Origin of the sequence: Sunxiuqinia rutila (genome assembly GCF_050589705.1) — a bacterium.
GTDB classification, from domain to species: domain Bacteria; phylum Bacteroidota; class Bacteroidia; order Bacteroidales; family Prolixibacteraceae; genus Sunxiuqinia; species Sunxiuqinia rutila.
Map to the genome: position 1 here is coordinate 148,327 of NZ_JBNGOT010000006.1, position 13,378 is coordinate 161,704.

A 13,378-nucleotide genomic window follows, 5' to 3' on the forward strand; every position below is an offset into this window, starting at 1 on the left:
GACGGGTCAAAATCCTATTTTTGCTTGTATGTCAACACCTGATGTACAAGCAAAAACAGACCAATTCAAAAACATCAAAAACCGTGATGCTTTTCATTTCCAGTTCATTTAACTGATATTAATGTAATCTTTAACTTCAAATGAATTGAGAAATGGATTTACCTTTTGCTGAAAACTATAAAATAAAAATGGTAGAGCCCATCTACCGAAGCACCCGTGAAGAACGGGAACAATGGATTCATCAGGCGCATTACAATTTATTCAACCTAAAAAGTGACCAGGTTTTTATTGACCTGCTGACCGATAGTGGCACCGGCGCCATGAGCGACCGCCAATGGGGGGCCTTAATGACCGGAGACGAAAGTTACGCCGGATCATCATCCTATTTTCACCTCAAGGAAAAAGTCAAAACAATCTTTGGATTCGACTACTTTTTACCTGTCCACCAAGGACGAGCGGCCGAAAATGTGCTGTTTTCGGTTCTGGTGAAAGAAGGCCAGCTGGTGCCGGGAAACTCCCACTTTGATACGACCAAAGGACACATTGAATTTCGAAAGGCCAAAGCCATAGACTGCACCATTGATGAAGCTTTTGACACCAACGGACCCCATCCTTTCAAAGGCAATATTTCAATTGACAAACTGACTCACGTGTTGGAAGAACATCCACGCGAGCAGATTCCCATGATCATTGTTACCCTTACCTGCAACAGCTCAGGCGGGCAGCCCGTATCTATGGAAAACCTCCGCCAAATCCGTGAGCTTGCTGATCAATACCAGGTTCCGGTGATTTTCGACTCTGCCCGTTTTGCTGAAAATGCCTGGTTTATTCAGAACCGGGAGGCGGGTTACCAAAACAAAAGCATTCGCGAAATTGTAAGCGAAATGTATCAATATGCCGATGGGATGACCATGAGCAGTAAAAAGGATGGGATTGTAAATATCGGCGGTATTTTGGCTATACGCCACAAAGATTGGCACCAGCAAGCTACGGTTTACAACATCATGTACGAAGGTTTTATCACCTACGGAGGGATGGCCGGACGCGACATGAATGCACTGGCCATCGGGCTGGAAGAAGTCACCAACGGAGATTACCTCGAAAACCGCATTCGCCAGGTTCATTACCTGGGTAACCAACTGATTAAAATGGGCATTCCGGTTCAGAAACCACTGGGCGGACATGCTGTCTTTGTGGATGCCAAGCGCTTCCTGCAACAGGTTCCGAAGGAAGAGTACATTGCACAAACCCTTGCGGTTGAGCTGTATTTGGAAGCCGGAGTGAGAGGTGTGGAAGTGGGCACTTTGCTGGCCGACCGTGATCCGGTAACCAAAGAAAACCGTTATCCAAAGCTGGAATTCTTGCGACTGGCCATTCCGCGTCGGACGTATACCAATAACCACATGGATGTTGTAGCAGCCGGATTGAAAAACATTTTGGATCGACGGGACCAAATCACCAGAGGCTTCCGGATTGCGGAAGAAGCCCCCATTATGCGCCATTTTACGGTAAAACTGGAACGAAGCTAAGAACACTTTGATAACTGCCTTTTCCAAAGCAAAAACCACTAAAACAAATAGCCTGGTTGGGAGGAAAGTCCTGATCAGGCTTATTTTTTCAGAAGTTTAAACGCGTGTCTCCATTCATTGTGCTGAAAACCCGGAATACACCAAAGCATGCAAAGTGGTTCAATCGCTCGGGCAGCCTCAGCTTTTCCCATATCAGCAATCTCCCAGCCAAAAAGGTCAAGCACTTCTTTTACCTGATTTTTAGAGTTTTCATTGTTTCCACAAATGAACATGGTCGGTTTGCCGCCCTCAAACTCCGGGTTCACCATGAACTCATTCCCCACACAACTGAATGCTTTGACAAAGTGAATCCGCGAATACTTCTCCTGCAGGTGCTCCATCAGCGAAAAATTCATCTTGGTGAAGAAATGCAAAACGCCATGAACCGGCTGATCATCACTAATCGGATTGCAGGTATCAATCACTGTTTTTCCATGCAAAGTAGCCGCTCCGGCCAGGTCGAGCACAAACTCCACCGCACTGCCTTTAACGGCCAAAACAACCAGGTCGCCAAAGTGAGCTGCATCTGAAAAGGAACCAACGGAGGCTTTTTCTCCGGCTTGTTTTAACCAATGGGCTAGCCGAAGTCTGTCGCGCGTTCCCACTTTTACCTCATAACCATATTTTAAAAAGCCGTCAGCCAATGTCCGGCCCACGCTTCCTGATCCTAAAATACCGACTTGTTTTCTCATGGCACTTCACCTAAATAATTAATACTGATTACGTTATTACTGATACGCTATATTTCTGAATTTGGTTTTCGCCATTACAGGAAGATTTGTACCTTCAAATGAAATTTAGAACCCCATGTTGAGACCCGAATATTTGCAGCCGGGAGACCGGATCCGAATTGTAGCCCCTGCAGGAAAAGTAGTGAAAGAGAAAATACTGGACGGCGTGAATTTACTCCGCCAGCAAGGTTTTGAGGTAATCCTGGGCGATCATGTTTTTGATGCTCATTTTCAGTTTGCCGCAACCGACCAAAACCGCCTGAATGACTTGCAGCAAGCCCTGGACGACCCGCATTGCAAAGCGATCATCTGTGCCCGCGGAGGCTATGGCACCATACGCCTGATTGACCAGATCGACCTGTCTGCTTTTCGCAAGCACCCGAAATGGCTGGTAGGCTTTAGTGACATTACCTCCCTGCACGCCCGGCTTCAACAGGAAGGCTTTTGCAGCATACACGGGGCCATGCCCGCCTTATACCTGAAAGATAATCAATCGACTGAGAGCTTTAACGAACTGGTGAAAACCCTGACAGGTAAACTTCCGGCGACAACCGTTGCCAACCACCCTTTTAACCGGACTGGGCAAACCTCCGGAACACTTATTGGCGGCAACCTGTCCATTCTTTACAGCTTGCTGGGCACTCCGCTCGAACCTCAAACCGAGGGCCGTATTTTATTTATTGAAGACGTGTCGGAATACCTCTATCACCTTGACCGGATGATGCACAGCCTTAAGCTGGCAGGAAGACTAAGCCAGCTGAACGGCCTAATAGTAGGCGGTTTCACCGAAATGAAAGACAATGATTCACCCTTTGGGCAAACAGCGCGGGAAATCATTCGTGACGTGCTGAAAGACGAGCACTTCCCTGTATGTTTTGATTTTCCGGCCGGTCATATTGAACGCAATTTACCACTTGTTTTTGGTGCCAATTATGAGTTAAGGGTTGACACAAAAAAGGCCGTACTGACCACCACATAAAAAAGAGGCTGTCCAAAAGGTCGCTTTAGCATGTAAAACTGTCATTGCGAGTGAAACAGAGCAATCTTATGAATAAGAGATTGCTTCAGTCGTTCCTCCTTCGCAATGACGAAGAATTATACTTTTTAGACACCTTCTTTTATCTAGGTCGTCAATGGGTTCGCTTCAGGGTTGTCCTCCGGCTTGTTTCGTCGTTTTTCCACCCACAAGTAAATCGTTGGAAGCACCAGCAGGGTCAGCAAGGTGGAGGTGATTAAACCGCCGATAACCACCGTTGCCAAGGGCCGCTGAACTTCTGATCCCGGCCCCGAGTTAAAGGCCATGGGAATAAAGCCCAAACTGGCCACCAGAGCAGTCATTAAAACCGGTCGCAAGCGATCTACCGCCCCGGTAATGACCGTTTCCTTAAGCGATTTTTTAGTCTCCTTACGCACTTCATTGATATGATCAAGCAGCACAATGCCGTTGAGCACCGCCACGCCAAACAGCGCAACAAATCCAATACTTGCTGAAACCGACAGATACAGGCCTCTCACCCACAAAAGAAAAACTCCACCAGACAAGGCAAATGGCAGGTTCAGCAAGATGATCATGGCATAACGCATGTTGCCAAAATTAAGGTACAGCAAACCAATAATGATAAACAAAGAAAGCGGCACAACCAGCAAGAGGTGGTTCATGGCCCGGCGCTGATTTTCAAATGTTCCACCGTATTCGATAAAATAGCCCGGCGAAACAACAGCCTTTTCACGAATGGCTTCCTGCAACTGGCCTACGTAACTTCCGATGTCCATGTTTTTTATATTAACACCCACAATCAGGCGACGCCAGCCATTCTCACGCTGAATCTCGCGTGGCCCTTCCTGTGCAATGATCTGACTGACCCGCTTCAACGGTATCGACTGACCATTAGCCAGATAAACCGGAATTTCCTGAATCTGCTGCAATTGCTGACGGATGTCTTCCGGGTAACGAACCAGAATGTCAAAGCGCCGCTGGCCTTCATATACTTGACCGGCCACTTGTCCGCCAATCCCGGCCTCAATAACTTGCTGCACTTCATCAACATTCAAACCAAATGAAGCCACGGCTTCGCGGTCAATAGCAATGGTTAAGTAAGGTTGTCCGATGGCCTGCTCCACAAAAAAGTTATCTGTGCCATCCAGGCCAGCCACCACCTGCGAAATAGACTCACCAATCCGATTCAGTTCTTCCAGGTCTTCACCATAAATCTTCACGGCCAGGTCCGATTTCACCCCACTGGTCAGCTCATCCACCCGCATGGCTATGGGTTGGGTAAAGTTGTAAGCCAGCCCGGGTTCTGTTTTCAGGTAAGGCTCAATTTCAGCAATAATGTCCTGTTTGGTAATTCCACGACGCCATTCATCAGGGTTTTTCAGCACCACCCACACATCGGTTTGATGAACGCCCATCCAATCGTTGGCTAAATCGGAACGTCCGGTTTTGGGAACCACCGTTTGAATTTCCGGAATATTTTTCATGAGCTGACCACCCAGCCAGTTGGCATTTTCAATGGATTCTTCGAGCGTAACGGAAGGCATTCGCACTTGTTCCACCAAAATAGAACCTTCTTCGAGCTCAGGTAAAAACTCACTTCCCAGTCGTACCATCACCACCATGGAAAGGCCAAAAACCGCAAGCGCCACGCTTAGTACCAAAACGCGCTTTTGAATGTTGCGCTCCAAGAACCGCTGATAAATGGGTTGCAACCAGTTAATCAGCCAGTTTTTTCGGGGCTTGACACCTCGTTTGAAAATCAAGGCTGAAACCGAGGGAATAAACACCAGTGCCAACAGCAACGATCCCAACACTGCGGCAGCCACCGTTATGGCCATCGGCCGGTATAAAATGCCTTCCATTCCGCTGAAGGTCATGATGGGCACATACACCATCAGAATAATAAGTACGCCAAAAAAGATGGGGCGAACCACTTGCCGGGCCGCCTTGATAATCACCTCATCGGTGTCTTTTCCGCCCTGCTTTTCGCGCAGCCTTTTGATGATATTTTCCACCATCACCACAGAGCCATCCACCACCATTCCAAAGTCAATGGCTCCTAGACTCATGAGGTTGGCAGCGAGCCCAAACTCGCGCATGCCAATGAAAGCGAACAACATGGAAAGCGGAATAACCATGGCTACGATGATAGCCCCGGAGAACTCACCCAACAACAGCAACAAAACCACAATAACCAAAAATCCTCCTTCAACCAGGTTGGTGGTGATGGTTCCGGTGGTTCGTTCAATCAAATCGGATTGATCGTAAAACTTCTCAATCGTCACGCCCTCGGGTAGGTTTTCATTGACGGATGCAATTTTTTCTTCAATTTCAGCAATCACTTCCCGCCCATTTCCTCCGCGCAGCATCATCACAATACCGGTAACCACCTCGCCTTTCCCATCGCGGGTAACACCGCCTTGCCGAATCTGTGTTCCCAACTCCACATCGGCCAAATCCTTGATAAAAACCGGTTTATTGTCGAGCTTGGTAACGACGATGTTGAGAATGTCCTCCTTCCGGTTAATCTGACCAAAACCACGAACAATGTATTGCTCCCGGTTATGCTCCAAAAAGTTACCTCCCGACACGCTGTTGTTTTGCTCAATGGCCGTGATGATTTCCTGAATGCCGACCCCGTAATTGCGCATTTTGCCCGGCTGAATGACCACATTGTACTGCTTGACAAAACCTCCAAATGAGTTGATCTCGGTAACTCCTTTAACGATTTTCAGTTGCGGGGCAATCAGCCAGTCCTGAATCTCCCGGAGCTCAGTCAGGGAATAATTCTCGCCCTTCACTTCATACTGATAGATTTCGCCCAGGGCCGTCGAAATTGGTCCCAACTGGGGTGTTGAAACGTCTCGTGGCAGCTCATCGCTAATGGATTGCAAACGCTGGCTAACCATTTGGCGTGCAAAGTAAATATCGGTGTTCTCCTCAAATTCGACCGTCACTGCCGACAAGCCAAACTGAGAAATGGAGCGCACCTCTTTTACATCGGGTAAGCCGTTCATAGCTGTTTCGATGGGATAACTCACCAGCTTTTCCACATCGTAAGGCGAATACCGACCCGCCTTGGTAATCACCAATACCTGAACGGGAGTAACATCAGGCAGGGAGTTGATGGGCAGTCTCAGTAAAGAGAACACCCCGGCAGCCCCCATCAAAACAACTAAAGATAGTGCTACGAATTTTTGTCTGACTGAAAACTCTATAATTTGATTGAGCATAATCGTGATGGTTAAATTATTCTTCCGCTATCATTTCAAAGCGTGAAAGGGCCTTCAAACTAAAAACCTGCGAAATGGCCACTTCCTCCTCCTCCTGCATGCCTTCATTCACAATGGCAAACTGATCCTGAATCTCCGTAATCTCAATCCCTCGCTTTTCGTAGGTACTCTCATCCTTTTTGACAAAGACAACAGCCTGATTGCCATCGTAAGTCACCGCTTTTAATGGAACCGCAAACACTTCGCCCAGAGAGCGGGTTGCAATCTCCATACGCACGGTTTCCCCGGGCTTGGGCCAACCGTCCTCCGGATGAACTTCGACATTAACCACTACCGATCGATTTTCTTCGTCCAGCCCCGGATTTACCGAGCTCACCACTGCAGCGATTCCCAATTGGTCATTGTCGCGTCGGCCAATCCGGACAGAGTCCCCCATTTGGATAGAACGAGCATCTTCCGGGCTCAGGTAACCCTTTATGAGCACTTTGTCGGTATCGATGATGCGACCGAGCTTTTCCAGTGCATTCACCGATTGCCCCAACTCCACCATTCGCTGGTCAAACTTGCCGCCAATGGGAGCATGAATTTTCAAACTCGGATCGATGTTTTCTGCGCTTTTCAAGGCTTCAATTTCATGGTCGGGCACCCCAATGGCTTTCAGCTTGGCGAAAGCGGCAATAGAGGTCGCAGAAGCCCGCTGGTAATCCGACATGGCCCGATCCAGTTCAGCCTTCGAACTAATGGTTTGCTCGACCAACTGTTTCAGCCGTTCCAGACGGGTGGTTTGAAAACGCTCCTCAGCCAGTCCCTGTAAATATTCGGCCACGAGGTTACCAAACACCAGGCTTTCAATTTTAAACAGCTCCTGCCCTTTCCGAACCGGATCACCATCCCGAATCATGACTGCGCTCACCCGTCCGTCGAGCGGGGTACTGATGATGCTAACATAGCCCGATGCCGGAAATACCACCCCGGGAACCTGTAAGCGATAATTCTGAATGTTGCTGCTTACCCTGGCTGTTTCAATCTGCAATTCATCTTTCTCTTTGTCCGACAGCTGAATAATTAACTTCCCTTCCGGCATTCCGGAAACTGATGGCGGTGATTCCTCAATCTGAACCGGGACTTCCTTGCTGGCCTTATCGTTGGAACACCCAACCCCAAGGGTCAGAAGAAGCAAAAGCATGTTTAAAGGATAAAAATGTTTTTTTAGTATCATGATGTGTGTGTTTAATAGACTAGTTCCTGATCCAGAAATTTCTCCAACTGCGCCAGCTGAAGGTAGTAATCGCGTAAAGACAAGAGGTAGCGCTTTTGATTGAACAGATAGGTTTGCTGCGCATTAAGCAGATTCAACAAATCAATTTCACCAAGCTGATAGGCTTTTAAACTCAATTGCTGCAGCTTTTGCGACTTCCCACTCATGGTTTCGTTGTAGCGATCAATAATCTGTTTGCTGCTTTCATAGCTATGCCAGGCATGTTCAATTTGTTGTTTCATATCCAGTTCAATGGCCTTTTGCTGCCACTCCACTTCGGTTTGCCGCGCTTCAGCCATGCGTATTTTGCCTTTCTGCTCAAAAGGAAGCCAGATGGGAATACTTAAGCCCACTTCAAAACCATTGAAGTTGAAGCCATCGCCGTAATTCTGCTTGTAAAGATTGAACCGGATGTCGGGAAGAATATTACTTTTAGCCTCTTTTAGCTTGTTTTCAGAAGCCTGATAGTCATACAAGGCAGCCAAATAGCTTGGTTGCTCCTGCAAAACCGCCAGGGCCTGAATCTGGCTGATATCGACCACCCGGCTGTTCAAGGTGTCCGAAAAATGAATGTCATAGCTGATTTCAGCAATTTCAAGCCCAATCAGGTAGAACAAACTGTAACGAGCCTGGTGCAACAACCGATTGGATTCGCTCACCACATTCTGGGCTTCCGAAACCTGCAGCTCGGCATTTAACAGCTCCATCCCATTGCCCATGCCGGTTTCAAAACGGGCATAGGCCGCTTTATACAGCTCTTCGGCCAGCTTGCTTTGTTGCTTGCCCAACGCCTGCAGGTGCAGAGCATAAAGAACTTCAATGTAGCGGGATTTCACCTGCGATTTGATCTCATTCTCCAAGGCCTTAATTCGAAAGCTTAAGGCTTTGGCTTCCTGCTTAACCGCTTTTAACCGATAGATGGTCGTCAGCGGAAAATCGACGGATTGCGAAATGGTCCATCGCCTTTCTTCAAAAGGTTTGGCCGCGCGGGAGTTCATTCCCTCTTCAAAATAGCTGATTTCAGGGGCCTCAATGCCTGTCAGGGTTCGCCATTCATTTTCCTTTTGGCTGAGCAACGCTTTGGCCTGATTGAGGTCGGGATTATTCAGTAAGGCTGAATCAACCGCTTGCTGAATCGACAAAACAGGGTTTTGCCCATAGGCAACAGCAGCACAAAAAACGAGTAAAATCGGGAGCAGTTTAAGCATAGTACGGCAGTTGAAATGAGAACAAATGTTTATTTTAAAAGACAATCCAGAGAGTAAATTGTTTGCCAACTAATTTACCAATTTTGCCAATCAAAACCATTCCCTTAACTTGCTTAAAATCTTTGGGTCATGAGTCGTCAAAAAGAAATCGGGAATAAGGGTGAAGAACTGGCGCAAGAACACCTGCGCACCTTGGGCTACCAAATACTGGAAACCAATTGGCGGCATCATTACTACGAGATTGATATTATCGCTCTCGACCGGGATGAGCTGGTGATTGTAGAAGTGAAAACCCGAAGCACTGACAGCTACGAACACCCCGCTGAAGCCATAAGCAACCAGAAAATCCGGTTTCTGGTCAATGCGGCCGAAGCCTATATTCTGGAAAAAGACAGCAACCGGGACACCCGGTTCGATGTCATTTCAATCATTTTCTACGGACAAAACTTTGAGCTGGAGCATTTTAAGGATGCCTTTTATCCAACCTCCTGAAATTGATCATTTAATCCTATTTTTGGCCCTTACAAAAGCAAGGTGATGAACATTGAAGAACTAAGAGATTACTGCCTTTTGAAACCAGGTGCAACAGAAGATTTCCCTTTTGACGAAACCACACTGGTTTTTAAAGTCATGGGTAAACTGTTTGCATTGACAGACCTGGAAGGAGATTTAAGCGTGAACCTGAAATGTACACCCGAAAAAGCCATTGAGCTTCGCGAACAACACAGCTGTGTTTTGCCGGGTTATCACATGAATAAGAAACACTGGAACACCGTTTTGGTGGATGGCACCGTCTCCGACCAACAAATCCGGGAATGGATCGACCACTCTTATGGGCTGGTTGTTGAAAAACTAAGCAAAAAACAGCAAAACGAATTATCAAAACTTTAAAAGCAAAGCATGATCGAATTTGAATTAAAAACAGACTATATTGAACTGATAAAACTCCTGAAGCTGATGCGGCTAGTAGAGTCAGGGGGCATGGCCAAACTGGTTGTTGAAGACGGACTGGTGAGCTTAAATGGCGAAGTTGAATACCGCAAACGGGCTAAAATACGGACTGGTGATCAAATTGAGTTTGAAGGACAGACGATTCTTGTTAAATGAACCGTATTACAATTACCCTCCATAAAGCAACTCTCTCGTCCATCCGCTAAGCCATGCTTAGCTCAATTCTCTGTAAAACCTATTCCAAAAGAAAGCCGGCGAGAATTCGCCGGCTTGAAATGCTTGTGTGCTTAAGAGAACAATTAAAGAGAGTAAGAAGAAAAGGTTTACGATTTTCCTCTCTTGAATCAATTCAAAATTACTTCAAGTACCACCATATTCCAAGTTTTTTCACCTAGATTATATGAACTGGCACTTTTAGGCCCGAAACAGGCCCTGTGGACTCATGAGTGAAATTATTTTGTAAAGCAGAAAATCTAAAAACACCTTCAAAAACCCTCCTTTTAGAATTTTACACTCAGTCCAACACCAAATAATTGCTTAAACTGGATCCGTGGGCCTGTTGAATCAATCACTCCATCATCATTGTTATCGACGGCAATGTTGACATCATCATCATAAATCATGTTGGTGATTAAATTAGCCGAGAGGTAATCATTAATTTTCATATTCACCAAAACATCCCAATGAATGTCAATATTCTGCGGTGTATCCAGATAGTTGGAAAATAAGTCCAGCTTCGATTCCAGGCTAACGTTCTTTACCACCGTTGTTTTAAACTGGGTCTTAATAAAAGCACCAAGCTCCGATCGACTTTTCTTGCCCGCATCAAGACCATAATTTTCAGCCAGTTCCTCATCCGACACGACCGTCATTTTACCGGTCAGTGGCGACACCAACAACGAGAACTTATCATTCGGCTTATAGTCGGCCCCCAAGGCCAATGTAAGGTATCCCGGCGCCATAAACGAAGAGATGACTTTTTCCGTATCCGGATATTTATAGCCATCGGTCATTTGTGTGCGAAAGTTAAACAAGGCCGAGTAGAAGATCTTGCTTTCAGGTGAGGGTTTCAAGCCGAACTTTGAGCTGAAATCAATTTTATCATCTGTTTTTACTGGCTTATCATCTTCTTCTTTTAAAAGCCCGTAACCTAAATCCAAGGCATTTTCCCAACTCAAATTATCCTTTCTATAATTGGCAAAAACATTGAAAAGTGCTGTTCCCGACGCCGAACTCTTACCTCCGGCTGCCCAGTTGGTGAGCGAAACCTGCGAAAAATTGATTGAAATGGTTCCGCCCTTGGTCCACACTTTTGTGGTATCGTTTGCCGATTGTGAGAACCCGATGAAAGGAATTAACAGCAAAATGCTTAGTAAATATTTCATTGAAAAAAATAGTTTCATAACCAGAGTAAGTCTTTATTTTTGAACATGTACATCCAGTTGGGGAAACGGAATGTTCAGTCCTGATTTTGGGAACTCTTTATACACCTTCTCCGTCAAATCAAACTTGATGCTCCAGTAGTCGGCAGCTTCAGCCCATACCCGAACAGTAATATTGACCGAACTGTCAGCCAACTCACTTAAAACAATAAACGGAGCAGGATCTTTCAGTATTCGCGTGTCCGCTTCAACCAAGCGTGTAATTAAGGCCTTCGCCTGATCGTAATCATCGCCATAGGCAATACCAAAAACAAAATCAACCCGGCGACGCGCCTCTGTTGAATAATTTTTTACTGACCCCGTAGATAAGCCTCCATTAGGAATAACAATAGTAATGTTATCCGGCGTTTTCAGAACGGTATTGAAAATCTGAATCTCGCGAACAGTTCCGGCATACCCTTGGGCCTCAATATAATCGCCCACCTTAAAGGGTTTGATAATAAGAATAATAACTCCACCTGCAAAGTTCTGCAAAGTACCAGACAAAGCCATGCCAACTGCCAAACCGGCCGCACCGAGAATTGCAATAAACGAAGTCATCTCGACGCCCATCATTCCGATAACCGAAACGATCAATAAAACCTTCAGGATAATACTGAACATACTTTTCAGAAAGCCTCGAAGGGAAATGTCGACTTCCCTTTTGTCCATTAAGCGGGAGAAAGCATTCGAAATAATATTAATCACCCATAAACCAATCAGGAGGGTAACCACTGCTGCAATCAGCTTAACACCATAAAGAACAGCCATTTCAGTTAACCATTCTGTACCTTGCTGTAAAAATTCCATAATCTGATGAATTTAAAGTTTCCTAAATAACATTCAATTTACAACTCTTGCTTAAGATAAATTCAAAAAAAAACAAAAAAGACGACCTGGGGCCGTCTTCTGTAGATTGCTAACTAACATTTAGCATTATGCCATTGTTTCCATCATATTCAAAGTATCTTTCACTTGACGCATGCGGGAAACTTCTTCATCCTGTACATTGATTTTGAAACATTCTTCCAGATAAAAAAGGAATAACGCCCAATCGACGTGATCAAAATTTAGGTCTTCATCAAAGGCTGCGTCCAGTTCGATCTCCTTTCTAGGCACACCTGTTTTTCTTAAAACCCGGTATAAGGTTCTTCTAATTGTCTTGTTTTCCATCATGTTTAATTTTAATCTATGCCCAACTATTCATTGGCTCAAGGACATAAATTCATTGCAAATATAAAATAGTCGAACAAACCACTAAACGATTCAAAGATTAAAATAGTTTTGGGAAATCGAAAAAATTAGAAGGAAAATTTATGTGAATAAGTTTAAAAGTAACATTGGTAGCTTACAATCCATTAGCCCATTCTTTCCGAAGCAAGCTATACACTTCCAGATCTATGTACCTGTTCTGATGCTTTTCACCGTCCCGTTCAATGCCTTCCATTTGGAAACCAAGCCGTTTCGGAACCGCTGAACTCTTGTGATTCCCCACCCCACAACGAATCACGATCCGGTTCATCTTTAAATGCGAAAAAGCGAACTCAATTAAAGCCTTGGTTGACAATACAATGATTCCTTTTCCGGTCATCGATTCAATCAACCAGTAGCCAATTTCAGTTTTCCGGTTCACCCGGTCACTATCTTTAAAACCAATTAAACCAGCAAACCGATCATTATACCAAATCACAAATACCTCGTCGCGGTCTTTGGCAGCAACAGATGTAACCGACTGAATAAAGGATTCAGTATCTTCCTGAGTCTCGGTGTCCTGCACAAAAGGAAGCCAGGGTGATAAAAACCTGCGGTTTTGATCAATCGCCTGAAACATTTGAAATGCATGCGAGAATTTCAGTGGTTCCAAGGCAATTTTGGAGTTTACAATCAGCTTTTCCATGAGGCCGTCAAGATACTTATTTTTAAGAGACGTCCTGATTTTCGCAATTACAATCTTCGTTTCGCGACACTCCCAAGTTTAATTATATTTGTGCAAACGCTAAAGCAACAGCAT

General features: G+C 45.5%; 13 protein-coding genes. 5 read left to right on the forward strand and 8 right to left on the reverse strand.

What is annotated here, in order from left to right; all coding sequences use genetic code 11:
- The first annotated feature begins 152 nt into the window (after positions 1–152).
- Positions 153–1,529 carry a tryptophanase TnaA gene (gene tnaA, locus ACRD6K_RS09315; RefSeq protein WP_430973027.1) on the forward strand — a complete coding sequence of 459 codons (1,377 nt, stop codon included), beginning with the start codon at positions 153–155 and terminating at the stop codon, positions 1,527–1,529.
- An 80-nt stretch (positions 1,530–1,609) separates the two neighbouring features.
- On the opposite strand, the gene ACRD6K_RS09320 is transcribed toward tnaA, so the two are convergent.
- Positions 1,610–2,260 carry an NADPH-dependent F420 reductase gene (locus tag ACRD6K_RS09320; protein WP_430973028.1) on the reverse strand — a complete coding sequence of 217 codons (651 nt, stop codon included), beginning with the start codon at positions 2,258–2,260 and terminating at the stop codon, positions 1,610–1,612.
- A 115-nt stretch (positions 2,261–2,375) separates the two neighbouring features.
- On the opposite strand from ACRD6K_RS09320, the gene ACRD6K_RS09325 reads away from it, so the two are divergent.
- The gene (locus ACRD6K_RS09325) at positions 2,376–3,278 is read left to right on the forward strand and encodes a S66 peptidase family protein (protein WP_430973029.1); all 903 of its coding nucleotides are present in this window, start codon (positions 2,376–2,378) and stop codon (positions 3,276–3,278) included.
- Between the two features lie 143 nt (positions 3,279–3,421).
- On the opposite strand, the gene ACRD6K_RS09330 is transcribed toward ACRD6K_RS09325, so the two are convergent.
- Genes ACRD6K_RS09330 through ACRD6K_RS09340 form a run of 3 tightly spaced genes read right to left on the reverse strand, consistent with a single transcriptional unit; the run spans position 3,422 to position 8,995 of the window.
- Entirely contained in the window at positions 3,422–6,529 is a 3,108-nt protein-coding gene (locus ACRD6K_RS09330; protein WP_430973030.1) for an efflux RND transporter permease subunit, read from the reverse strand.
- Positions 6,530–6,545: 16 nt separating this feature from the next.
- Positions 6,546–7,748, reverse strand: coding sequence for an efflux RND transporter periplasmic adaptor subunit (locus tag ACRD6K_RS09335; RefSeq protein ID WP_430973031.1), 1,203 nt, complete (start codon positions 7,746–7,748; stop codon positions 6,546–6,548).
- An 11-nt stretch (positions 7,749–7,759) separates the two neighbouring features.
- Positions 7,760–8,995: a TolC family protein gene (locus tag ACRD6K_RS09340; RefSeq protein ID WP_430973032.1), complete on the reverse strand. Its 1,236-nt coding sequence runs from the start codon at positions 8,993–8,995 to the stop codon at positions 7,760–7,762.
- 129 nt (positions 8,996–9,124) lie between these two features.
- On the opposite strand from ACRD6K_RS09340, the gene ACRD6K_RS09345 reads away from it, so the two are divergent.
- The 3 genes from ACRD6K_RS09345 to ACRD6K_RS09355 are packed head-to-tail and all read left to right on the forward strand — an operon-like array spanning position 9,125 to position 10,102.
- Complete coding sequence (locus ACRD6K_RS09345) at positions 9,125–9,487, forward strand: YraN family protein (protein WP_430973033.1); 363 nt, start codon at positions 9,125–9,127, stop codon at positions 9,485–9,487.
- Positions 9,488–9,532: 45 nt separating this feature from the next.
- Positions 9,533–9,886 (forward strand): MmcQ/YjbR family DNA-binding protein, encoded by a 354-nt coding sequence (locus ACRD6K_RS09350; protein WP_430973034.1) that lies wholly within the window; start codon positions 9,533–9,535, stop codon positions 9,884–9,886.
- 9 nt (positions 9,887–9,895) lie between these two features.
- Entirely contained in the window at positions 9,896–10,102 is a 207-nt protein-coding gene (locus ACRD6K_RS09355; RefSeq protein ID WP_299578521.1) for an RNA-binding S4 domain-containing protein, read from the forward strand.
- A gap of 344 nt (positions 10,103–10,446) precedes the next feature.
- On the opposite strand, the gene ACRD6K_RS09360 is transcribed toward ACRD6K_RS09355, so the two are convergent.
- From ACRD6K_RS09360 to ACRD6K_RS09375, 4 genes are all read right to left on the reverse strand, one after another.
- Positions 10,447–11,331: a DUF3078 domain-containing protein gene (locus ACRD6K_RS09360; RefSeq protein ID WP_299578520.1), complete on the reverse strand. Its 885-nt coding sequence runs from the start codon at positions 11,329–11,331 to the stop codon at positions 10,447–10,449.
- Positions 11,332–11,364: 33 nt separating this feature from the next.
- Complete coding sequence (locus ACRD6K_RS09365) at positions 11,365–12,177, reverse strand: mechanosensitive ion channel family protein (protein ID WP_299578519.1); 813 nt, start codon at positions 12,175–12,177, stop codon at positions 11,365–11,367.
- Positions 12,178–12,303: 126 nt separating this feature from the next.
- Entirely contained in the window at positions 12,304–12,540 is a 237-nt protein-coding gene (locus tag ACRD6K_RS09370) for an acyl carrier protein (RefSeq protein WP_299578518.1), read from the reverse strand.
- Positions 12,541–12,715: 175 nt separating this feature from the next.
- Complete coding sequence (locus ACRD6K_RS09375; protein ID WP_430973035.1) at positions 12,716–13,264, reverse strand: GNAT family N-acetyltransferase; 549 nt, start codon at positions 13,262–13,264, stop codon at positions 12,716–12,718.
- Between the last annotated feature and the right edge of the window lie 114 nt (positions 13,265–13,378).

Bases quoted from the DNA above. Each gene is read 5' to 3' on its own strand.
- tnaA (WP_430973027.1), top strand. From the start codon at position 153: ATGGATTTACCTTTTGCTGAAAACTATAAAATAAAAATGGTAGAGCCC.
- ACRD6K_RS09320 (WP_430973028.1), bottom strand. From the start codon at position 2,260: ATGAGAAAACAAGTCGGTATTTTAGGATCAGGAAGCGTGGGCCGGACA.
- ACRD6K_RS09325 (WP_430973029.1), top strand. From the start codon at position 2,376: ATGTTGAGACCCGAATATTTGCAGCCGGGAGACCGGATCCGAATTGTA.
- ACRD6K_RS09330 (WP_430973030.1), bottom strand. From the start codon at position 6,529: ATGCTCAATCAAATTATAGAGTTTTCAGTCAGACAAAAATTCGTAGCA.
- ACRD6K_RS09335 (WP_430973031.1), bottom strand. From the start codon at position 7,748: ATGATACTAAAAAAACATTTTTATCCTTTAAACATGCTTTTGCTTCTT.
- ACRD6K_RS09340 (WP_430973032.1), bottom strand. From the start codon at position 8,995: ATGCTTAAACTGCTCCCGATTTTACTCGTTTTTTGTGCTGCTGTTGCC.
- ACRD6K_RS09345 (WP_430973033.1), top strand. From the start codon at position 9,125: ATGAGTCGTCAAAAAGAAATCGGGAATAAGGGTGAAGAACTGGCGCAA.
- ACRD6K_RS09350 (WP_430973034.1), top strand. From the start codon at position 9,533: ATGAACATTGAAGAACTAAGAGATTACTGCCTTTTGAAACCAGGTGCA.
- ACRD6K_RS09355 (WP_299578521.1), top strand. From the start codon at position 9,896: ATGATCGAATTTGAATTAAAAACAGACTATATTGAACTGATAAAACTC.
- ACRD6K_RS09360 (WP_299578520.1), bottom strand. From the start codon at position 11,331: ATGAAATATTTACTAAGCATTTTGCTGTTAATTCCTTTCATCGGGTTC.
- ACRD6K_RS09365 (WP_299578519.1), bottom strand. From the start codon at position 12,177: ATGGAATTTTTACAGCAAGGTACAGAATGGTTAACTGAAATGGCTGTT.
- ACRD6K_RS09370 (WP_299578518.1), bottom strand. From the start codon at position 12,540: ATGGAAAACAAGACAATTAGAAGAACCTTATACCGGGTTTTAAGAAAA.
- ACRD6K_RS09375 (WP_430973035.1), bottom strand. From the start codon at position 13,264: ATGGAAAAGCTGATTGTAAACTCCAAAATTGCCTTGGAACCACTGAAA.